The organism is Alsobacter sp. SYSU BS001988 (assembly GCF_054796215.1).
Window position 1 is genome coordinate 369,255 of the sequence record NZ_JBTAMK010000004.1, and the last position, 21,188, is coordinate 390,442.

Sequence of the window (21,188 nt, forward strand, 5' to 3'; positions counted from 1 at the left end):
GCCGCAGGACAGGGGTTGATCGGCGTGGCGAACAGGCGGTCCCAGGCCGATGACGACGGTCCCGAGCGGACCTGCGTGGCGACCCGCACGGTGAGACCGGCCGACGAGCTCATTCGCTTCGTGGTCGGCCCCGGGGACGAACTGGTGCCCGACCTGAAGCGCAAGCTTCCGGGCCGGGGCGTATGGGTGACGGCCGCGCGCGGCGCGGTCGAGGATGCGGTGCGCAAGAAGGCTTTCGCCCGCAGCCTGAAGGCTTCGGTCAAGGTCGCGCCCGGCCTCGCCGACGACATCGAACGGCTTCTGGCGCGGGACGCGCGCGACAGTCTGAGCATCGCCAACAAGGCGGGACAGGTGGTCGCGGGCTTCGCCAAGGTCGAGGCGGCCATCGGACGCGGCGTCGCAGGCCTCCTGCACGCATCGGACGCGGCCGCGGACGGGGTGCGCAAGATCTCGCAGGCGTTGCGGAGACGCTACGCCGACAAGGCCGACTCGATCGTGGTCGCGACGGCCCTGGATTCATCCGAATTGGGTTTGGCATTGGGACGGTCACATGTGATACATGCAGCGCTTCTGGAAGGGCCCGCAGCCCGCGCATGCCTTGCGCGCTGCCGGGCCTTGGAGCGCTACCGCGCCGGTTGGCCCGAAAAGGCGGCCCGCGCGGATGTCGCGCATGTAAATTTGGCGGCGGCCGACACGACGACCCGAGAACCGCAGGAACAAGAGCGGAATGACTGATACGAAGAACAGCGGCGACAAGACGCTCCACGTCCCCGGCAAGACGTTGAGCCTGAAGCGCCCGGTCGAGCAGGGTGTCGTGAGGCAGAGCTTCTCGCACGGCCGGTCGAAGGCCGTCGTCGTCGAGAAGGTGAAGCGTCGTGTGATCGGACCCGGCGAGCCCCCGAAGACGGAGGCCGCGCCGGCGGCCGCCGCTCCGACGCTCGCCCCGCGGCCCGCCGCGCCCAAGCCCGCGCCCGTCGCGGCGGCTCCGGCCGCAGCGCCGCCCGCCCCGTCTCCCGCGCCGGTTTCGGCTCCGGCCCCTGTGGCCGCGGCTCCCGCGCCGGCGGCGCAGGCCGCCCCGGCCGCCAAGCCGACGGTGTCGGCCGCCCCGGCTCCGGCCGCCCGGCCCGCCGCTCCCGCCGCGCCCTCCCCGGCGCCGACGGGCCGCGGGCCTGCGCCCCAGCAGGGCCGTCCGCCGCAGCGCCCCATGTCCCGTCCGGCCGGCGGCGTGGTGCTGCGCACCCTCACCGAGGACGAACGCGACGCCCGCGCGACCGCGCTGGTCGAGGCGCGCCGCCGCGAGGAGGAAGAGCGCAAGCAGGCCATCATCGACGCGCAGCTGCGCGTCGAGCGCGAAGCCCGCGAGAAGATCGAGCGCGAGGCCGCCGAGGCCCGCAAGCGCGAAGAGGAAGCGCGCCACCGCCGCGAGGAGGAGGTCCGCCGCAAGACCGAGGACGAGGCCAAGCGCCGCCTGGGCGAAGAGCCCCGGCCGGCCGCCGCGCGTCCCGCCGAAGGCGGCGCCCAGGCCGGCGCGCCCGTGCGCCGTCCCGGCTCCCCCGCCGCCCCGACCCCGAGCTCGCCGGGCGCCGCCCGCCGCGTTCAGGCCGAGGAGGAGGAGACCAAGCGCATCATCCGTCGGCCGGGCATGCCGATGAAGATCATCACGCCGCCGAAGCCCGAGCGGGCCAAGACCGGCGACGAGAAGCGGCGCGGCCGCCTCACCGTCACGGCGGCGACCGGCGGCGAAGAGGAGCGCATGCGCTCCGTCGCGGCCTTCCGCCGCCGCGTGCAGCGCCTGAAGGGCAACGCCGCCGCCGAGCCGAAGGAGAAGATCGCCCGCGAGGTGACCATCCCCGAGACGATCACCATCCAGGAACTCGCGAACCGCATGACGGAACGCGGCGTGGACGTGATCCGCTACCTGATGAAGCAGGGCCAGCTGCACAAGATCACGGACGTGATCGACGCGGACACCGCCCAGCTCATCGCCGAGGAGTTCGGCCACACCGTCAAGCGCGTGGCGGATTCGGACGTCGAGGAAGGCCTCTTCGACGCCCCGGACGCCGACGAGACCCTGGAGGGGCGGCCCCCGGTCGTCACCATCATGGGCCATGTCGACCACGGCAAGACGTCGCTGCTGGACGCCATCCGGCACGCCAACGTGGCCAGCGGCGAAGCCGGCGGCATCACGCAGCACATCGGCGCCTATCAGGTCGTGTCGCCTCTCGGCAGCAAGATCACCTTCATCGACACGCCCGGCCACGCCGCCTTCACGGCGATGCGCGCCCGCGGCGCCAAGGTGACGGACATCGTCGTGCTGGTGGTGGCGGCCGATGACGGCGTCATGCCGCAGACGATCGAGGCCATCAACCACGCCAAGGCCGCCAAGGTCCCGATGATCGTGGCGATCAACAAGATCGACAAGCCGGACGCCAAGCCCGAGCGCGTCAGGAGCGAGCTGCTCCAGTACGAGGTCCAGGTCGAGTCCATGGGCGGCGACACGCTCGAGGTCGAGGTGTCGGCGACCAAGAAGATCAATCTCGACAAGCTGCTCGAGGCGATCGCCCTGCAGTCGGAGGTGCTCGACATCCGCGCCAACCCGGCCCGTCCGGCCGAAGGCTCGGTCATCGAGGCCAAGCTCGACCGCGGCCGCGGTCCGGTGGCGACCGTGCTGGTTCAGCGCGGCACGCTGAAGACCGGCGACATCGTGGTGGCGGGTTCGGAATGGGGCCGCGTACGCGCCCTCGTGTCGGACCAGGGCGTCCAGGTGAGCCAGGCCGGCCCGTCCGTCCCGGTCGAGATCCTGGGCTTCAACGGCGCTCCCGAGGCCGGCGATCGCGTGGCGGTCGTCGACAACGAGGCCCGCGCCCGCGAAGTCACCGAGTATCGCCAGCATCAGCGTCGCGAACGCGCCGCCGCCCGCGCCGGCAACGCCCGCGGCTCGCTCGCCGACATGATGAGCAACCTGAAGAGCGCCGCCGGCCGCAAGGAATTCCCGCTCGTCGTCAAGGGCGACGTGCAGGGCTCCGTCGAGGCCATCGCGGGCTCGCTCGAGAAGGTCGGCAACGACGAGGTCGCGGCGCGCATCATCCATGCGGGCGCCGGCGGCATCAACGAGAGCGACATCACCCTCGCGGAAGCCTCGGGGGCGGTCGTGCTCGGCTTCAACGTCCGCGCCAACAAGGAGGCCCGCGAGGCCGCCGAGCGTTCGGGCGTCGAGATCCGCTACTACAACATCATCTACGACCTCGTGGACGACATCAAACAGGCCATGTCCGGCCTGCTTCCCCCGACGCTTCGCGAGGAGCGTCTCGGAGAAGCGCGCATCCTGCAGGTCTTCGCGGTGTCGAAGATCGGCAAGGTGGCGGGCTGCCTCGTGCAGGACGGCCGCGTGGAGCGCGGCGCCAGCGTGCGCCTCATCCGCGACAACGTCGTCATCCACGAGGGCAAGCTCTCCACGCTCAAGCGCTTCAAGGACGAGGTCAAGGAAGTGCCCTCGGGCCAGGAATGCGGCATGGCCTTCGAGAACTACCAGGACATGCGCGTCGGCGACGTCATCGAGTGCTACCGCGTCGAAGAAGTGCGGCGCTCGCTCTAAGGGCGAGCCGCTCCTTCCCTTCTCCCCGGCACGGGGGGAAGGCGGCGCGAAGCGCCGGATGAGGGGACGCCCGTCGGGCGATCGCGCGACGATCGACATTCCTCACCCCAGCCCTCTCCCCGTTCCGGGGAGAGGGAGCTTTCAACCCTCGCGCCGGTCCGAACCCGGGCGGGAGACCCATGATGAAACGCGATTCCGATTCCAGACCGGCAGGTCCGTCCCAGCGCCAGCTGCGCGTGGGCGAGCTCATCCGGCACGCCGTCACCGAGATCCTGTCGCGCGGCGAACTGCCAGAGGACGTGTTCGCGAAGGCCTTCGTGACCATCCCGGAAGTCCGCATGAGCCCGGACCTCAAGCTCGCCACCGTCTATGTGACGCTGCATGACGAGAAGCTCAGCAAGCCCGTGCTGAAGGCCTTCGAGCAGAACCGCAAGGCCATCCGCACGGACGTCGCCCGCAAGGTGAACCTCAAATTCGCCCCCGACGTCCGCTTCCGGCTCGACGACCGGCTCGAGGAGGTCGACCGCATCGAGGCGCTGCTGCGCTCCCCGAAGGTGCGCCGCGATCTCGACACCCCCGCCCGCGACCTGCTGGCCGGCGAAGCCGGGCCCGACGACGACGAGGCCGACGCCGCGGAGCCCCGCCGCTCATGAGCGCTCCTCGCAGGCATCGCGTCGACGTCCATGGCTGGATCGTGCTCGACAAGCCGGTCGGCATGACCTCGACGCACGCGGTCGCGGCGCTGCGGCGCCTCCTCAACGCCAAGAAGGCCGGCCACGCCGGCACGCTGGATCCGCTAGCCTCCGGCATCCTGCCGCTCGCCTTCGGCGAAGCCACCAAGACCGTGCCCTATGTGGTGGACGGCGAGAAGGCCTATGCCTTCACGGTCGCGTGGGGGACCGAGACCGACACCGACGACACGGAAGGCCGCGCCGTCGCGACCAGCGCCGAGCGCCCCACGACGGCCGCCATCGAGGCCGCGCTGCCGGCCTTCATCGGGGCCGTGTCCCAGGTGCCGCCGCGCTATTCGGCCATCAAGATCGACGGCGAGCGCGCCTACGACCTCGCCCGCGACGGCGAGGAGGTGGAGATGGTCGCCCGGACGGTCGAGATCCACGCCTTGCGGCTGCTCGCCCACGACCGCGATTCGGCGACCTTCGAGGCCGAGTGCGGCAAGGGGACCTATGTGCGCGCCATTGCGCGCGACCTCGGCCGCATGCTGGGATGCCTTGGCCATGTCACGGCGCTGCGGCGGACCCGCGTGGGACCCTTCACGCTGGACGACGCGACGCCGTGGTCGGCGGTGGCGGACGATCCGGAAGCCGCAGCGCGAGCCTTGCTTCCCGTCGAAGGAGGACTTACGGAATTGCCGTGCGTGATCCTGTCGCGAGACGGGGCGATGCGCCTGCGGCGGGGCCAGTCGGTCATCCTGAGGGGGCGCGACGCTCCGGCCGAGGGCGGGCCCGTCTACGGGTCCTGCAGCGGCGTGGTGATCGCCGTCGGCATGGTGGAGAGAGGAGAACTGGTTCCCAGCAGGGTGTTCAACCTGCCGTTTTGACGGCTTCGCGGGTGCGGAGCCGAGGAGGCTAATAAAGGAGCGCCCGCAGGCATTTTAAGCGGGCGCCGTGCGTCGAGCCGGCGATTTCCGGCACAAGCGATTGCTGGACGGTGATTGATGAAGACGATTGTGATGATCGACGGCGGGCATCTGCGCGTTCTCTCCCGGCAGGCCGGCCTGGTCTATGACGCCGACCTGATCGAAGCGGTGGGTCGCAGCTGCGTGGACCGTTCCGAGACTCTCATCCGCATCCACTATTATGACTGCGTGCCCTTCAACGGGCTGGTGCGCCTGCCGGTCAGCGGGCAGGAACGCGACTTCGCCGGCTCGGACCGCTGGCTCTACGAGCTCTCCGAGCGCGACTACCTGCTGGTGCGGCTCGGCACCCTGAAATTCCGCGGCTTCAAGCCCCGCTCCCTGCCCATCCTGCCCAGCGTCAGCGACGACGATTTCCGACCTGATTTCGAGCAGCGCGGGCTCGACCTGCGCATCGGCCTCGACATCGGCGACATCCTGCAGCAGCGCCAGGCCGAGCGCCTGATCTGGGTGACGGGCGATCCCGGCCTGGCCCCGGCCTTCGAGCAGGCCCGCCGCGCCGGGCTGCAGGTCGTGGTGGCGTCCTTCCCGGCCCAGCGCCTGCCCTCCGAGCTGCTGTGGAACTCCGACATGAACCGCCAGATGGACTGGCCGGCGCTCTAGAGCCTGCTGCGAAAAGCTGGAGGCCGGCTTTTCGCGCCAAAGCATGCGACCGCCAGGAAGCGCAGCATGCTCTCGCGACGTCGGGGGCCTCGCCATAAGGGGCGAGGCGCATTAGGTCTGGCGTGATCCATCCGTCCCGCCGGAGCCGTCATGCACCCCTTCTCCCTCCTGGTCGCGCCCGTCACGCCGTTTCAGCAGAACTGCTCCGTGCTGGTCTGCGCGCGAACCCGCAAGGCCGCCGTGGTCGATCCCGGCGGCGATCTCGACCGCGTCCGCGCCGCCATCGCCCAGTCGGGCGGCGAGGTGGAGAAGATCCTGCTCACCCATGGCCATATCGACCACGCCGGCGGCGCCGCAGAACTCGCCGAGGCGCTGGGCGTCCCGGTCGAGGGTCCGCACCGCGACGAGGCCGCCATCCTGGCCAACCTGCCGCAGAGCGGCGCGCGCTTCGGCATCCTCGACGCCCGGCCGGTCACGCCCGACCGCTGGCTGGCCGAGGGCGACGAGGTCCGGGTCGGCGACCTCGTCTTCGACGTGCTGCATTGCCCGGGCCATTCGCCCGGCAGCGTCGTGCTGGTCTGGCGCCGCCCGGCGCCGGCGCCCGGCCAGGATGCGTCGGCCCGCCCGCAGGGCTTCGCCCTGATGGGCGACGTGCTGTTCAAGGGCTCCGTCGGCCGCACCGACCTGCCGGGCGGCAGCCACGCCCAGCTGATCGCCTCCATCCGCGACAAGGTGCTGCCGCTGGGCGACGACGTCGCCTTCCTGCCCGGCCACGGCCCGATGAGCACGATCGGCGACGAGCGCCTGACCAACCCCTACCTGACCTGACGTCGACGCGGCGGCCCGGGCGCGAATGATCGCTGGATTTTCCCGCCGGATCGTGTCATGAGACCGCCATCGCGCCGGCCATCGTCGGCGCGCGCCGCTTTGGCGCGACCCTGCTGGACGACATCCCGGCACGGCCGACTTGCGGAGCGATGCGACCCTTGAGGGTTCGCTCGCCGCCCTCCGGGGCGAAAGCCCCTCATCAGAAAGGATATCCGATGTCGATCACTGCGGAGCGCAAGCAGGCGCTCATCACCGATTACGCCACGAAGTCCGGCGACACCGGCTCGCCCGAGGTCCAGGTCGCGATCCTGACGGAGCGCATCACCAACCTCACCGAGCACTTCAAGACCCACGGCAAGGACAACCATTCCCGCCGCGGCCTGCTGAAGCTGGTGTCGCAGCGCCGTTCGCTGCTCGACTATCTGAAGAGCCGCGACGACGCCCGGTACCGCACCCTGATCGAGCGCCTCGGCATCCGCCGCTGAGCGCCTCCCGCCGGGGATCCGGCGGGACGACCTTCGTCGCGGCGGAGCCTTTCGCCGCGACGCACTCCGGAGCCGAGGCTCCAGGCCCGGGCGCAGGCCCGGCCGACCCTGAGGGGGCGCAGCGCCGTCCCGTGTCCGTGTAGGCGTCGCGATCCGTGTCGTGGCGCATCAGGCAGGCGAAGGCGTGGTGCCGTCGCCGCCGAAACCCGGCCAGACCTGACGTTCATGGCAGGATCGCCGGATGCTTTTCCGCCCGGAACAGGCCGCATCGGCCGTGGTCCGGGGGGCGACGGGGAAGCTTCTCGCCGTCTTGCTCATGGCGTCGGTCTCGCCGATTGGCTGATAGAGACCGACCGATGTTCGATGTCCAGAAAGTGGAACTGACCTGGGCGGGGCGCAAGCTCACGCTCGAGACCGGCAAGATCGCCCGCCAGGCCGATGGCGCCGTGCTGGCGACCTATGGGGAGACCACCGTGCTCGCCACCGTGGTGTCCGCCCGCGAGCCCAAGGCGGGGATCGACTTCTTCCCCCTCACCGTCAACTACCAGGAAAAGGCCTTCGCGGCCGGCCGCATCCCGGGCGGCTACTTCAAGCGCGAGGGCCGGCCGACCGAGAAGGAGACGCTCGTCTCCCGCCTCATCGACCGCCCCATCCGTCCCCTCTTCGTCGAGGGTTACCGCAACGAGACGCAGGTCATCGTGACGGTTCTGTCGCATGACCTGGAGAACGATCCCGACATCGTCGCCATGGTGGCGGCCTCCGCCGCGCTGACGCTCTCCGGCGTGCCCTTCATGGGCCCGGTCGGCGCCGCCCGCGTCGGCTATGTCAACGGCCAGTACAAGCTCAACCCCACCGTCGCCGAGCTCAAGGACAGCGTCCTCGACCTCGTGGTGGCGGGCACCGCCGACGCCGTCCTGATGGTGGAGTCGGAGGCCAAGGAGCTTCCCGAGGACGTCATGCTCGGCGCCGTCATGCACGGCCACAAGGGCTTCCAGCCGGTGATCGACGCGATCATCAAGCTGGCCGAGCGCGCCGCCAAGGAGCCGCGCGACTTCCAGACCCCGGACAACTCCGCCATCGAGAAGCGCATCCTCGACCTCGTCGAGGCCGACCTGCGCGACGCCTTCACCACCCCGGTGAAGCAGATCCGCCAGGAGAAGGTCGCGGCCGCCAAGGCCAAGGCCGCCGCCGCCCTGATGGGCGAGGGCGTCGAGAACCCGCTCGACAAGCAGCTCTTCGGCACGGTGTTCAAGGACGCCGAGGCCAAGATCGTGCGCTGGAACATCCTCGACACCGGCGTGCGCATCGACGGGCGCGACAACAAGACCGTCCGTCCGATCGTGGCCGAAGCCGGCATCCTGCCGCGCGCCCACGGCTCGGCGCTGTTCACGCGCGGCGAGACGCAGGCCATGGTGGTCGCCACCCTCGGCACCAGCGACGACGAGCAGTACATCGACTCGCTCGAGGGCACCTACAAGGAGACGTTCCTCCTTCACTACAACTTCCCGCCCTACAGCGTCGGCGAGACCGGCCGCATGGGCTCGCCCGGCCGCCGCGAGATCGGCCACGGCAAGCTCGCCTGGCGCGCCATGCGCCCGATGCTGCCCGCCCATCACGAGTTCCCCTACACCATCCGCCTCGTCTCGGAGATCACCGAGTCGAACGGGTCGTCCTCGATGGCGACGGTGTGCGGCTCCTCGCTGGCCCTCATGGACGCCGGCGTGCCGCTGCGCGCCCCGGTGGCCGGCATCGCCATGGGCCTCATCCTGGAGGGCGAGCGCTACGCGGTGCTCAGCGACATCCTGGGCGACGAGGACCATCTCGGCGACATGGACTTCAAGGTGGCCGGCACCGAGAACGGCGTGACGTCCCTGCAGATGGACATCAAGATCGCCGGCATCACCGAGGAGATCATGCGGGTCGCCCTCGACCAGGCCAAGGGTGGGCGCCTGCACATCCTCGGCGAGATGTCGAAGGGCCTCTCCGGCGCCCGTCAGGAGCTCGGCCAGTACGCGCCGCGCATCGAGACGATCAAGATCCCGACCGACAAGATCCGCGAAGTGATCGGCACCGGCGGCAAGGTGATCCGCGAGATCGTCGAGAAGACCGGCGCCAAGATCAACGTCGAGGACGACGGCACCGTCAAGGTCGCCTCCTCGGACGCCGCCTCCATCACGGCCGCGCTGAACTGGATCAAGTCCATCGCCAGCGAGCCCGAGATCGGCGTGATCTATGACGGCACGGTGGTGAAGACGACCGACTTCGGCGCCTTCGTGAACTTCTTCGGCGCCAAGGACGGCCTGGTCCACATCAGCCAGCTCGCCGCCAACCGCGTCAACAAGGTCACGGACGTGGTCAAGGAAGGCGACAAGGTCAAGGTCAAGCTGCTCGGCTTCGACGAGCGCGGCAAGGTCCGCCTGTCGATGAAGATCGTCGACCAGGCCACCGGCGAAGACCTGGAGAAGAAGCAGGGCGGCGAGGCGGCTGCGGGGGAGTGATCTCCCCCTGTATCGCCAGCCGGTTGGTGTGAGTTTGACCCCCGCGTTCGCAAGAACGCGGGGGTTTTTCGTTCGAGCTGCGCGTCGAAACCGTTCTCCGTCATCCCCGGCGCGCCGAAGGCGCGGGAAGGGGATCCAGAAAAGCCGGGCGAAGGGCCGCGCGGCGGAGAGGCCTGGATCCCTTCCCCTCCGCCGCTGCGCGGCTCCGGCCGGGGATGACGGCTGAGATCACAACCGCACGATCGTGGCGGGTTGCGGGGCCGCTGGGCGAAGCTGCTCTCATGCCCTTCGCGGTCTACATCCTCGCCAGCAAACGCAACGGAACGCTCTATGTCGGCGTGACGCGCGACCTTGGACGGCGCGTCGACCAGCACCGGGCAGGCGCGGGATCCGCCTTCACACGCCGCTATGGCGTCACTCGCCTGGTCTACGCCGAAGCTTTCGACCAGGCCGAAGACGCGATCGCGAGGGAGAAGCAGCTCAAGGGCTGGAATCGCGCCTGGAAACTGAAGCTCATCGAGACAACGAACCCCAACTGGCTCGAACTCTCCGCCGATCTGTGAAGCTCCCTCTCCCCGTCATCCCCGGCGCGCCGCAGGCGCGGGAAGGGGATCCAGAGAAGCGGGGCGAAGGGCGCGGCGGAGAGGCGGGGCTGGATCCCCTTCCCCTCCGCCGCTGCGCGGCTCCGGCCGGGGATGACGGCGAGAGGCAAGACAGCGATCGAGGGGGGCCGGCCTTGGCATCCCTTCGCGAACCTGCCAGCCTGCGCGCCTCATCGCCATGCACGGAGTCCCCATGCCCAAAACCTCCAAAGACCTCCTCGCCGAGGCCAACGCCACGGTCCCGAAGCTCGCGCCGGCCGAGGCCGCGGCGCGGATTGGGCAGGGGGGCGTGCTGGTGCTCGATATCCGCGACAGCGCCGAGCTGCAGGCCGCGGGCAGAATCGCGGGGGCGCTGCATGTGCCGCGCGGGAGCCTGGAGTTCAAGGCCGATCCCGACAACCCGATGTATGACCAAGCCTTCCAGAAGGACCGGCCCATCCTGGTCCACTGCGCCTCCGGCGGCCGCGCCGCGCTGGCGGGCAAGACCCTGCAGGAGATGGGCTACACGAACATCGTCAACATCGGCGGCTTCAAGGACCTGGCCGAGGCGGGCGTTCCGGTGGAGAAGCCCTGACGGCCCACGGCCCTCAAGCGCACCGTCATCCCCGGCGCGCCGCAGGCGCTGGGAGGGGATCCAGGCGGCCGGGCGAGGGCCGCCTTCTTCGGGACCCTTTCTGGATCCCCTCCCCCTCCGCGGCTGCGCCGCTCCGGCCGGGGATGGCGGCGGAGGGGTTGGCGCTTTCGGTGAGGATCGGACGCCTCGCCTGAGGCAAGGCAAGCGTACACCATTCTCCGTCATCCCCGGCGCGCCGCAGGCGCGGGAAGGGGATCCAGGCGGCCGGGCGAGGGGCGCCTTCTTCGGAACCCTCTCTGGATTCACCTCCCGCGCCTGCGCCGCTCCGGCCGGGGATGACGGGTTGACAAGCGGATAAAATTCCTATAACTCTGTCCTTGCTCCGGTCCGCGGAGGGACATCTGCAGTGTCACGGATGGGGACCGGGGGTGGCGGCCTGGGCGAGGCGGGGTGACAGCCGTTTCGCAGAGGCGATCCGTCGGAGAGCCCGACGAGCGGAAGCGCCAAGGGGCTGACAGCGCCCCGAGGCGCTCCGGCGGATCTTCAAACGCCATGCGCGGAACGGCGAGAGCCTGGCGGCCTCGCGGTTCTCCCCACACCTCCCCACATCCGCCGTGGGGCTGATCAGCGTCGCCGTTCCGCGCCGCCCTCCACCCTTCACCTCCGGGCCGAAAGGCCGCGGAGCTGAAGGCGCGTCCGCCGTCCCGTAGCCCCATCGACGCCAAAAAAAACCCCCGCCGGGCGAACCGGCGAGGGCTTTCGAACGACGAAGGAGGCGCGCCCCGGAGGGCGGCGCCGGTCAGGCGGCCTTGTCGACCGCCGGCAGGGCCGACTTGGCCTTCTCGACGATGGCCTTGAACGCCTCCGGCTCGCGGATGGCGATGTCGGAGAGCACCTTGCGGTCCACCTCGACGCCCGCCTTGGCGAGGCCGTCGATGAAGCGCGAATAGGTCAGGCCGAACTCGCGGACTGCGGCGTTGATGCGCTGGATCCAGAGCGCCCGGATGGTGCGCTTTTTGGCCTTGCGGTCGCGCGTGGCGTACTGCATGGCGCGATCGACCGCCGCCTTGGCGGTCCGGATGGTGTTCTTGCGGCGGCCGTAGAAACCTTTGGCGGCCTTCAGGGTCTTCTTGTGCTTCGCGTGGGAAGTCACGCCGCGCTTGACGCGAGCCATGGCTGATCTCCTGGCGTTTGAGAAAGGGTGAGCCGGGCTATCAGCCGTTCGGCAGGAAGTACTTCTTCACGTTGGCCGCGTCGCCCTCGAAGAGGACGGCCGTGCCGCGGTTGTTGCGGATCTGCTTGACGGTCCGCTTGATCATCCCGTGCCGCTTGCCGGCATGGGCGTACAGCACCTTGCCGGTGCCGGTGATCTTGAAGCGCTTCTTGGCGCTCGACTTGGTCTTCATCTTGGGCATTTTGCTCTCCTTGGACGGCCAGGCCGTCCCCGGTTTTTATGGTCGGCCGCAAGCGGCCGTTCGTCTCGTCATGAGCGAAAAAGAACCGCCACGGCAGCCCTAACGGCCGGGCGGTTCTGAAGGCGCGGTCTATAGCAGAACCGGGCGGGGAATCAAGGCCGACCGGCCTTCCTCGCGCTCCGCCGTTCCCCTCACTCGGCCGCCTGGCGGGCCGGCAGCACGCCCCAGGAGGCCAGCACGTCCGACAGCGTCTTGCGGTCGGCGGCGTCCAGCGCCGGCAGGCCGGGCAGGCGCACCGGGCCGACCGGGTAGCCGATCAGCTCCATGGCCTCCTTGACGACCGTGACGTTGGCGCCGTTGCCGAACTTCGTCCGCATGGTCTCGAAGGCCGCGATGGTGGCCACGAGCTCGCGCACCTTGGCGAAGTCGCCGCCCTCGAGCGCCGCGTGGATGGCCAGCGAGCGGGCCGGGTCGACATTGACCAGGCCCGACGTGAAGCCCCGCGCCCCGGCGGCGTAGAAGGGCGCGGCCCAGCCCTCGGCGAGGCCGCAGACCCAGACGGCGGTGTCGGGTCCGCTCGCCCGGATGCACTCGGAGAGCAGCATCAGGTTGGGGGTGGCGAACTTCACCGCCGCCACGTTCGGGTGGTTGGCGATGCCCATGAGCTCGTCGAGCTTCATGGCGTCGGAGCGCACATAGGCCACCAGCGGCAGGTCGACCTCTTCGGCGATGCTGCGGAAATAGGCCGCCTGCGACTGCGGGGCCGCGAAGGGGTCCATCGGCTGGTGGGCCATGATGGCGTCCGCCCCGCCGGCCTTGGCCCGGCGCCCGAGCTCGACGGCCTCCTTGAGCGAGCGGCCCACCGCCGCCGTCAGCAGCGAGCGCGAGGCGTTGCCGGCGATCGCGCCGTCATGCACCGCCCGCACCTCGTCGGGCGTCAGGGCGTAGTATTCGCCGGTGTTGCCGGCCGACACGATGTTGTGGATCCCGCCCGCCGCGATGCGGTCGATGACGCGCCGCAGCTGCGCCTGGTCGACGTTCCCGGACGCGTCATACGGGGTCACGTGGACGCCCGAGATGCCCCGCAGGGCGGCGAGCAGGCGAGGGGAATGGGTCGTCGTCATGGCGTGGGCTCCAGGGGTGCGAGGGGGGTGGTCCGGGTCTCGAAGGCGGTCTTCACATGGTGGCGGGCCGAGCGCATGACGTGGTCGCGCATGGCGCGCTCGGCCTCGTCGGCGTCGCGCCGCGCCAGCGCCTCGAAGATGGCGGCGTGCTCGGCCAGCGCCCGCTCGCGCTCGGCGGCGTCGCCCAGGATGATCGCCCGGGCGGCGTGGACATAGATGCGCTGCCCCACCAGGAGGCGCTGCAGGTAGCGGCAGCCTGACACGTCGTGGATTCCGTCGTGGAACTCGCCGTTGAGCTCGATGATCTGGGCGACGTCGCCCGCCGCCGTGGCGGCCCGCATCCGGGCGATGACGTCGGCCAGCGCCTCGACGCCGGCGGCCTCGATGCGCTGGGCCGCCATGCGGGCGATCATGCCCTCCAGGGCGGCGCGGGCCAGCGCCATCTCCTCCGCCTGCCGGGCGTCGAAGGTCACCCGCACGCCGCGGCGCGGCTCGGTCGCCACCAGCCCCTCGGCCTCCAGCCGCCGCAGCGCCTCCTTGAGGGGCGTGGTGCTCACGCCCAGCTGCTCGGCCAACTGGCGCTCGTTCAGCCAGGTGCCGGCCGGCAGCTCGCCGCCGATGATGGCGCGCCGCAGAACGTCGTGGACATGCTCGCGCAGGCCCTTCAGAAAAGCCGGGTCGACGGGCGCGAGGGCGGCGGCTTCGGGCCGCTCGCCATTCGATCGTCCGCTCGGCGGTCGTCCGCTCACCTTGGACCTCCGGGTTCGGCGGGTTCCGTGCTGGCGCGACTTGATATATCAACGACGCCGAAAATCAAGGCGGCCGCGCCGGCCCGGCGCCGGACGCCTCTCAGGAGAGAACGCCTCATGCGCATCGATGCCCCCGACGTCGAGGTCCTGATCGACACGCCGCTCGGCACCGGCGAGGGGCCGCTCTGGTCCGCCGCCGAGCAGGCGCTCTATTTCGTCGACATTGAGGCGCCGGCTCTGTTCCGCTTCGATCCGGCGACCCGCGGCCTGAAGCGCTGGGACATGCCGAGCCCCATCGGCAGCTTCGGGCTCTGCCCGGACGGCCGCGCCGTCGTGGCGCTGAAGACCGGCGTCCACCTGTTCGATTTCGCCACCGGCGCCTTCACGTTCCTGGTCGCCCCGGAGCCGGACAGGCCCGGCAACCGCCTGAACGACGGCAAGGTCGGGCCGGACGGCCGCTTCTGGGTCGGCAGCATGGACGACCGCCCCGAAAAGGAGCCTGTCGCCGCCCTGTATCGCATCGATCCGGACGGCGCCTGCACGCGCATGTTCGACGGCCTGACGGTGTCGAACGGGCTCGCCTGGAGCCCCGACGGGCGCACCATGTTCCACTCCGACAGCCGACAGCGCTTCATCCAGGCCTTCGATTTCGACCCCGTCGCCGGGACGCTCTCGAACCGCCGCCGCCTGCGCGTCATGGAGGAGGACGACGGCCGCCCCGACGGCGCGGCCTGCGACGCCGAGGGCTATTATTGGTCATCCGGCGTCTCGGCCGGCTGCCTCAACCGCATCGCCCCGGACGGGACGCTCGACCGCAAGGTGAAGCTGCCCGTCTTCGGCCCCACCATGCCGTGCTTCGGCGGGCCGGACCTGAAGACGCTCTACGTCACCTCGCTGCGCAAGGAGCTGGACGGCGTGCGCCAGGCGGGCACGCTCATCCGCTTCGAGGTCGATGTCCCCGGCGCGCCGGTGGCGCGCTTCGGCGAGCCGCTGCGGGCTACTCGGCGGCCGTGATCGGCCGGCCCGCATATTCCATGGCGCAGAACGGGCCGCCCTGGAAGTGCAGGTCCGCCGGCTCATGGGTGAGGCCGGCCTCGGCGGCCAGCGCCGCCTCCTGGTGGTCCTCGGCCCGGTCCTGCGGCTGGTAGCCGAGCCGGTAGGCGGCGGAGTTGTCGTACCAGCAGGCGGCGTTCTTGCTGACGCCATAGACCACGTTGCAGTGGATGTCGGGGTGCTGCAGCCCGATCATGCAGAGCTGCGCGAGGTCGCGCCCGCTCACCCAGATGGCCAGCGCCCGGGCGCTGCCGGGCGTGTCCGCCGCGTTGCCGATGCGCACCAGCATGCTGGTCACGCCGTATTTGTCGGCGTAGAGCGAGGCCACCGCCTCGCCCCAGCACTTGCTCAGCCCGTAGCGGCTGTCGGGCTTCACCGGGACGGACTCGTCGATGCGCTGGGCGCGGGGATAGAATCCCACGGCGTGGTTGCTGGAGCCGAACACCACCCGCCGAACCCCGTTGCGGCGCGCCGCCTCGTAGACGTTCCACGTCCCGATCACGTTGGCCTGCAGGATCGGCTCGAACGGCGCCTCGTTGGGCTCGGCCGCCAGATGGATCACGGCGTCCATGCCCTGCATGGCCCGCTCGACGGCGGCCATGTCGGAGATGTCCCCGGTCTGGCTCTCCTCGTTCGGCCCGAGCGGAGGCGCGTTCACCATGTCGAAGGTCCGGATCAGGTCGAAGCGGCCGGAGAACTCGCCGCGCAGCTTGCGCCCCACATGCCCGGCGCCGCCGGTGATCAGGATCTTCATGGATGTGTCCTCGTTTGGTCCGCCCGACGCTCCGCGTCGCGGTTCGGCCGAAAGAGAGCCTCCCCGGCGGCGTTTCGCAAGAGGGACGGCGCCGCCCGGGGCTCGATCCCGGCTACACCCGGGGCGGGGGCGCATGCTAGGACAGGGGCGTCTCCGATCTTCCGGACCCCATGACCATCACCAACGCCAGCGGCTGGGCCGCGCTGCGCTCGCGCGATTACCGGCTCTTCTTCGGCGCCCGCTTCCTGTCCGGGCTCGCCATGCAGGTTCAGAATGTCGGCCTCGGATGGCTTGTCTATGACCGCACCGGCAGCGCCCTGGCGCTGGGCCTGGTCGGCCTCGCCGCGTTCCTTCCCGCATTGGCGCTGGCGCTGGTCACCGGCCATGTGGCGGACCGGTTCGACCGGCGGCGCATCATCGTGGCCTGCTGGTCGGTGGTGGCGATGGGCTCGCTCGGGCTTTGGGCCGTCGCGCTCAACCCGGCGACGCCGGTCTGGCCCATCTATGCGCTGGCCGTGCTGGTCGGGGCGGCGCGGTCCTTCGCCAACCCGGCCAGCCAGGCCCTGATGCCCAACCTGGTCGGCCGCGCCAATTTCGCCAGCGCGGTGGCCCTCAACGCCTCCGCCTGGCAGACCTCCTCGATCGCCGGCCCGGCCGTGGGCGGCCTGCTCTACGCCTTCGGCGCGCCGGTGGTGTTCGCGGCCGCGACGGCGGGCTTCGCGACCGCGGCTGCGCTGGTGTCGCTGATCCGCGTCGCCGCCCGCACGAGCCCGGTCCAGAAGGCCACGCTGGCGACCCTGCTGGCCGGCATCCGCTTCATCAGGGCGCGGCCGGTGATCCTGGGGGCGATCTCGCTCGACCTGTTCGCCGTGCTGCTGGGCGGGGCCACCGCCCTGCTTCCGATCTATGCGCGGGACGTGCTGTTCGTCGGCCCGGTCGGGCTCGGGCTGCTGCGCAGCGCCCCGGCGGTGGGGGCGGTGGCGATGTCCGTCACGCTGGCGGCCCGGCCGCTGCAGAAACGGGCCGGCCGGACCATGTTCCAGGCCGTGGGCGTGTTCGGGCTGGCCACGATCGTGTTCGGCCTGTCCACCCACATCGTCCTGTCGATGGCCTGCCTCGCCGTGCTCGGCGCCTCCGACATGATCAGCGTCTATGTGCGCCAGACGCTCGTGCAGGCGGAGACCCCGGACGAGATGCGCGGCCGGGTGGCGGCGGTGAACAGCGTCTTCGTCGGCGCCTCGAACGAACTCGGCGAGTTCGAATCCGGCGCGCTGGCCGCCGCCATCGGGGCGGTCCCGGCCGTGGTGGTGGGCGGGTTCGGCACCATCATGGTGGCGGCGCTCTGGGCGAGGCTGTTCCCGGCGCTCTGGATGCGCGACCGGCTGGTCGCCGACCGCCCCGCTCCCCGCCCGGCCGAAGACCCGGTCGCCGCCAAATAGGCCTCAGGCCAGCAGCCGGCTGCGCGGCCGGGGCGCCGGGGTCGGAACGCCCGCGAGCGTCACGGCCGGCCCGCGGTCCAGCATCACGGACCGTGACCCGTCGCGCAGCGCGCCCCGGATCTCCTCGGCCAGCGACGTCGCCTCCGGCGAGCGCGTCTGGCCGACCAGCATGCCGATCCGGTTCACGGGCAGCTCCGGCAGCCCGTGCTCCGGGCCCAGCAGGCGCATGCCCGGCCCGAGGGCGCATTCCGGGAACACCGTCGCGGCCAGCCCGGCCCGCACGATCGGGGCCAGCGCCGCCTGGCTGGAGGACGCCAGCAGCAGCCGCCATGGGATGCCGGCCTCATGCAGCGCGTCCGTGGCCGCACGCCGCCAGGCACAGGTCGGCCCCGACAGGGCCAGCGGCATCGGGCGGCTCTCATGGACGCAGGAGGCGGAGCCCACCACCCAGCGCAGCGGCTCCTCGCGCAGGATCTCGGCCCCGGTCAGCGCGCCGCAGAAGGTCACGACCGCCATGTCGACCTCGCGCGCCGAGACGCGCTCCGCCAGGATCTGCGAGCCCTCGCACACCACCGACATCTCGACCAGCGGATGCCGGCGCATGAAGCGCTTCAGGATCTCCGGCAGGAAGGAATCGGCGTAGTCGTCCGGAATGCCCAGCCGCACGCGGCCCGCCAGGGCCTTGTTGGAGACGCTCGCGAAGGCGGCGGCCTCGAGCTGCAGCATCTGGCGGGCGTAGTCGACGAGCTTCTCGCCTTCTTCCGAGAGGCGCACGCCACGCCCCTGCTTGAGGAAGAGCGGGCGGCCCAGCATCTCCTCCAGCCGGCGGATCTGCATCGAGACGGCCGACTGGGTCTTGTTCACCCGCTCGGCGGCCCGCGTGAAGCTGCCTGTGTCGATGATGGCTACGAAGCTGCGCAGTTGATCGGTGTCCAGCATGGGGGGCTCCCGGACGCAGTGATCTCGTTTCGCGATGACTCCAATTACAACCATTCGTTGGACCGATCAATAGACCAGGAGCATGCTCCACTCATCGGAATCAACGATCGATGGCTCAGGCTACGGTCCCCAACCACGGAGCAGATCCATGTCCCCCGGCATCGTCGTCAACCGGCCCCTGCGGGGCCTCGCCGCCTCCCGCCCGTCCGTCTCCGCCCGGAGCGCCGTCGGCTTCGGCCGGATCGCCGCCCTGAGCCTGCGCGTTCTCGGATGGCCCGCCCGCTACGTCGCGGCCCGCCGCAACCTCGCGATCCTGGCCGCCATGTCGGACGTCCAGCTGAAGGATATCGGCCTCACCCGGTCCGACATCCAGAACGTCACCGCTTTGCCGCGCGACGAGGACCCGACCCCGTTGCTGGCCGACATCGTCAAGGAGCGCCGCCGCCAGCGCCGGCCGTGACGCCCCCGGACCGCGAGCCTCCCGGTTCGCCCGCGGGCTGCGCCCGGTGTGGACATCCCCCGGACCCTGTGGCTTGCTCGGCGAGCCACAGGAGCCGCACGGGATGAGTTTCGAGAGCTGGATCGCCTTCACGGCCGCGTCGGCGGTCCTCCTGCTGATTCCCGGCCCGACGATCCTGCTCGTGGTCTCCTATGCGCTGGGGCAGGGCTGGCGCACGGCGCTGCCCATGGCGGTCGGGGTCGCGCTCGGCGATTTCACCGCCATGACGCTGTCGATGCTCGGCCTCGGCGCGCTGCTGGCCGCCTCGGGCGCCGTGTTCACGGCCTTGCGCTGGGCCGGCGCGGCCTATCTGGTCTGGCTCGGCGTGAAGCTCTGGCGCGCCGGCGGGACCCTCGACGCCCAGCCGCGCACCGACGCCGCGCCGGTCTGGCGCATGCTCGGCCACGCCTGGCTGGTGACCGCGCTCAACCCCAAGAGCCTCACCTTCTTCGTGGCCTTCCTGCCGCAGTTCCTCGACCCCAGGGCCGATCTTCTGCCCCAGATGGCGGTGTTCGAGGCGACCTTCCTGACGCTCGCCTTCGCCAATGCGCTGGGCTACGCGCTGGTGGCCTCCAGGGCGCGCGTCGTCGTCCGCAACGAGCGCGCCGTCCGGGCCGTCAACCGCGTCGGCGGCGGCCTGCTGGTCGGGGCCGGATTCGCCGCCGTCGCGGCGGGCGGCGCGCGCTCCTGATCAGGCTTCGCTGCGCTTCAGCAGGTAGTCGAGCCCGCCGACCCGGTACCACCGATAGTCATAGGCGCTGAGCAGCACGGTGTGCCGGCCGTCCCGGTCGGGACGGCTGTGGTCGCCGGTGAACAGGTTCACCAGGCACAGCTCCGGGTCGTCGAGGCCGAGCATGAACGAGGGCTCGTGCGGCCGGCCGTCGAGATTGTGGAGCGCCACCACGGAGTTGTTCTTCCAGTCGTAGCGCAGCGCCAGCACGGCGGGGTCGCCGGTGTCGAGCGCGGTCACGTCGCCCCAGCCGATCTCCGGCGTCTCCTTGCGCATGCGGATCATCCGCTCGGTCCAGTTCAGCATCGAATCGAGGTCGCGCCGCTGATAGGCGGCGTTGACGTGCTGGAAGCCGTAGGGGCCGGACGCGATCACGGGCGAGACCGGCCTGTCGCTCTTGGTGAAGCCGCCATGCGGCTCGGTCGACCACTGCATGGGCGTGCGGGCGCAATTGCGCTCCGGGAGGCTCAGGTCGTCCCCCATGCCGAGCTCGTCGCCGTAGCGGATCACCGGCGTGCCGGGCAGCGAGAACATCAGGCTGTAGGCGAGCTCGAGCCGCCGCCGGTCGCCGTCCAGCATGGGGGCGAGGCGCCGGCGGATGCCGCGGTCGTAAAGCTGCATCGACGGATCCGGCCCGAAGGCCGAGAACACCTTCTGGCGCTGCTCCTCGCTGAGCCGGCCGAGGTCGAGCTCGTCGTGGTTGCGCAGGAAGAGCCCCCACTGGGCGGTGGCCGGCCGCGGCTTGGTGGCCCCGATGGCCTCCACGAGCGGCCCCGCGTCGGCGGCCGCCAAGGCGTAGAACAGATGCTGGTTCACCTGGAAGTTGAACATCATCTGCATGCGGTCGCCGTCCTCGCCGAAATAGTCCATGTCGGTCTCGGGCAGCACATTGGCCTCGGCCAGGATGATGGAATCGCCCTGCCGCCATTGCAGGAACTCCCGGAAGGTCCGGAGCATGTCGAAATGCTCCTCCGGCTTCTTCACGTCCGCGCCCTTCTGGCTGATCACGAAGGGCGCCGCGTCCATCCGGAACCCGGAGACGCCGAGCTGGATCCAGAAGCCCATGACCTTGAGGATCTCGGCCTGCACATGCGGGTTGGACGTGTTGAGGTCGGGCTGGAAATCATAGAAGCGGTGGAAGTAGTACTCGCCGGCCTCGGGGTCGCGGGTCCAGGTGGTCTTCTGCACGCCCGGGAAGACCATGCCCTCGTCGGCGTTGGCGGGCTTCTTCTTCGACCAGACATACCAGTCGCGGTAGGGCGACTTCGGGTCCTTCCGGGCCGCCTGGAACCAGGGATGCTGGTCTGACGTGTGGTTGACCACGAGGTCGATCAACACCCGGATGCCGCGCTGCTTGGCCGCGTGGGTGAACTCCACGAAGTCGCCCAGCGTGCCGTAGCGCGGGTCGACCCCGTAATAGTCGGCGACGTCGTAGCCGTCGTCGCGCCCCGGCGAGGGCTGGAACGGCATTAGCCAGACCGCCGTCACGCCCAGGCCGTGCAGGTAGTCCAGGCGGCGCACCAGCCCCTGGAAGTCGCCGACCCCGTCGCCATTGGCGTCCATGTAGGTGCCGACCGACAGGCAGTAGATGACGGCGTTCTTGTACCAGAGGTCGTTGATCACGCCTGGCCTCCCGGCTGCTCGAGG

The 21,188-nt window shown here is 70.5% G+C and carries 21 protein-coding genes; 14 read left to right on the forward strand and 7 right to left on the reverse strand.

Features of this window, described 5'->3' with window-relative positions; translation table 11 throughout:
- Window positions 1-24: 24 nt before the first annotated feature.
- The 10 genes from ACYVO7_RS11355 (at window position 25) to ACYVO7_RS11400 (ending at window position 10,839) form a co-directional block, all read left to right on the forward strand.
- On the forward strand, window positions 25-735 hold the full coding sequence (locus ACYVO7_RS11355; protein WP_406858703.1) for an RNA-binding protein: 711 nt from the start codon (window positions 25-27) through the stop codon (window positions 733-735).
- The gene (infB, locus tag ACYVO7_RS11360) at window positions 728-3,595 is read left to right on the forward strand and encodes a translation initiation factor IF-2 (protein ID WP_460449927.1); all 2,868 of its coding nucleotides are present in this window, start codon (window positions 728-730) and stop codon (window positions 3,593-3,595) included. The genes ACYVO7_RS11355 and infB overlap by 8 nt, the downstream gene beginning before the upstream one ends.
- A 182-nt stretch (window positions 3,596-3,777) precedes the next feature.
- Entirely contained in the window at window positions 3,778-4,248 is a 471-nt protein-coding gene (gene rbfA / locus ACYVO7_RS11365) for a 30S ribosome-binding factor RbfA (protein ID WP_460449928.1), read from the forward strand.
- Window positions 4,245-5,153: a tRNA pseudouridine(55) synthase TruB gene (gene truB / locus ACYVO7_RS11370; protein WP_460449929.1), complete on the forward strand. Its 909-nt coding sequence runs from the start codon at window positions 4,245-4,247 to the stop codon at window positions 5,151-5,153. Before rbfA ends, truB begins: the two co-directional genes overlap by 4 nt.
- A 117-nt stretch (window positions 5,154-5,270) precedes the next feature.
- Window positions 5,271-5,852: a PIN domain-containing protein gene (locus ACYVO7_RS11375; RefSeq protein ID WP_460449930.1), complete on the forward strand. Its 582-nt coding sequence runs from the start codon at window positions 5,271-5,273 to the stop codon at window positions 5,850-5,852.
- Window positions 5,853-6,002: 150 nt separating this feature from the next.
- The gene (locus ACYVO7_RS11380) at window positions 6,003-6,680 is read left to right on the forward strand and encodes an MBL fold metallo-hydrolase (protein ID WP_460449931.1); all 678 of its coding nucleotides are present in this window, start codon (window positions 6,003-6,005) and stop codon (window positions 6,678-6,680) included.
- 215 nt (window positions 6,681-6,895) lie between these two features.
- A complete protein-coding gene (rpsO, locus tag ACYVO7_RS11385; RefSeq protein ID WP_406855672.1) occupies window positions 6,896-7,165 on the forward strand; it encodes a 30S ribosomal protein S15 in 270 nt (89 codons plus the stop codon).
- A 356-nt stretch (window positions 7,166-7,521) separates the two neighbouring features.
- Window positions 7,522-9,663, forward strand: coding sequence for a polyribonucleotide nucleotidyltransferase (gene pnp, locus ACYVO7_RS11390; RefSeq protein WP_460449932.1), 2,142 nt, complete (start codon window positions 7,522-7,524; stop codon window positions 9,661-9,663).
- Between the two features lie 281 nt (window positions 9,664-9,944).
- Window positions 9,945-10,226, forward strand: a complete 282-nt coding sequence (locus ACYVO7_RS11395; protein ID WP_460449933.1) for a GIY-YIG nuclease family protein — start codon at window positions 9,945-9,947, stop codon at window positions 10,224-10,226.
- A 232-nt stretch (window positions 10,227-10,458) separates the two neighbouring features.
- Window positions 10,459-10,839: a rhodanese-like domain-containing protein gene (locus tag ACYVO7_RS11400; RefSeq protein ID WP_460449934.1), complete on the forward strand. Its 381-nt coding sequence runs from the start codon at window positions 10,459-10,461 to the stop codon at window positions 10,837-10,839.
- A gap of 799 nt (window positions 10,840-11,638) precedes the next feature.
- Here the strand turns inward: ACYVO7_RS11400 and rplT are convergent.
- The 4 genes from rplT to ACYVO7_RS11420 form a co-directional block, all read right to left on the reverse strand.
- A complete protein-coding gene (rplT, locus tag ACYVO7_RS11405) occupies window positions 11,639-12,013 on the reverse strand; it encodes a 50S ribosomal protein L20 (protein ID WP_406855677.1) in 375 nt (124 codons plus the stop codon).
- Window positions 12,014-12,053: 40 nt separating this feature from the next.
- Complete coding sequence (gene rpmI, locus ACYVO7_RS11410; RefSeq protein ID WP_406855678.1) at window positions 12,054-12,254, reverse strand: 50S ribosomal protein L35; 201 nt, start codon at window positions 12,252-12,254, stop codon at window positions 12,054-12,056.
- A gap of 191 nt (window positions 12,255-12,445) precedes the next feature.
- Window positions 12,446-13,378, reverse strand: coding sequence for a dihydrodipicolinate synthase family protein (locus ACYVO7_RS11415; RefSeq protein ID WP_460449935.1), 933 nt, complete (start codon window positions 13,376-13,378; stop codon window positions 12,446-12,448).
- On the reverse strand, window positions 13,375-14,127 hold the full coding sequence (locus tag ACYVO7_RS11420; protein ID WP_460449936.1) for a GntR family transcriptional regulator: 753 nt from the start codon (window positions 14,125-14,127) through the stop codon (window positions 13,375-13,377). Before ACYVO7_RS11420 ends, ACYVO7_RS11415 begins: the two co-directional genes overlap by 4 nt.
- 117 nt (window positions 14,128-14,244) lie before the next feature.
- Here ACYVO7_RS11420 and ACYVO7_RS11425 point away from each other — a divergent pair, with 117 nt between their 5' ends.
- The gene (locus ACYVO7_RS11425; RefSeq protein ID WP_460449937.1) at window positions 14,245-15,141 is read left to right on the forward strand and encodes an SMP-30/gluconolactonase/LRE family protein; all 897 of its coding nucleotides are present in this window, start codon (window positions 14,245-14,247) and stop codon (window positions 15,139-15,141) included.
- On the opposite strand, the gene ACYVO7_RS11430 is transcribed toward ACYVO7_RS11425, so the two are convergent.
- Window positions 15,125-15,934 carry an NAD-dependent epimerase/dehydratase family protein gene (locus ACYVO7_RS11430; RefSeq protein ID WP_460449938.1) on the reverse strand — a complete coding sequence of 270 codons (810 nt, stop codon included), beginning with the start codon at window positions 15,932-15,934 and terminating at the stop codon, window positions 15,125-15,127. The two genes, ACYVO7_RS11425 and ACYVO7_RS11430, sit on opposite strands and share 17 nt — an antisense overlap.
- Before the next feature lie 170 nt (window positions 15,935-16,104).
- On the opposite strand from ACYVO7_RS11430, the gene ACYVO7_RS11435 reads away from it, so the two are divergent.
- Window positions 16,105-17,373, forward strand: coding sequence for an MFS transporter (locus tag ACYVO7_RS11435; RefSeq protein ID WP_460449939.1), 1,269 nt, complete (start codon window positions 16,105-16,107; stop codon window positions 17,371-17,373).
- A 3-nt stretch (window positions 17,374-17,376) separates the two neighbouring features.
- On the opposite strand, the gene ACYVO7_RS11440 is transcribed toward ACYVO7_RS11435, so the two are convergent.
- Window positions 17,377-18,312: a LysR substrate-binding domain-containing protein gene (locus tag ACYVO7_RS11440; protein ID WP_460449940.1), complete on the reverse strand. Its 936-nt coding sequence runs from the start codon at window positions 18,310-18,312 to the stop codon at window positions 17,377-17,379.
- Window positions 18,313-18,460: 148 nt separating this feature from the next.
- Here ACYVO7_RS11440 and ACYVO7_RS11445 point away from each other — a divergent pair, with 148 nt between their 5' ends.
- Both ACYVO7_RS11445 and ACYVO7_RS11450 read left to right on the forward strand, forming a co-directional pair.
- On the forward strand, window positions 18,461-18,772 hold the full coding sequence (locus tag ACYVO7_RS11445; RefSeq protein ID WP_460449941.1) for a DUF1127 domain-containing protein: 312 nt from the start codon (window positions 18,461-18,463) through the stop codon (window positions 18,770-18,772).
- Window positions 18,773-18,875: 103 nt separating this feature from the next.
- On the forward strand, window positions 18,876-19,502 hold the full coding sequence (locus ACYVO7_RS11450) for a LysE family translocator (RefSeq protein WP_460449942.1): 627 nt from the start codon (window positions 18,876-18,878) through the stop codon (window positions 19,500-19,502).
- Here the strand turns inward: ACYVO7_RS11450 and ACYVO7_RS11455 are convergent, their stop codons facing one another.
- Window positions 19,503-21,164 (reverse strand): alpha-amylase family protein, encoded by a 1,662-nt coding sequence (locus ACYVO7_RS11455; RefSeq protein ID WP_460449943.1) that lies wholly within the window; start codon window positions 21,162-21,164, stop codon window positions 19,503-19,505. It abuts the gene before it with no gap.
- Between the last annotated feature and the right edge of the window lie 24 nt (window positions 21,165-21,188).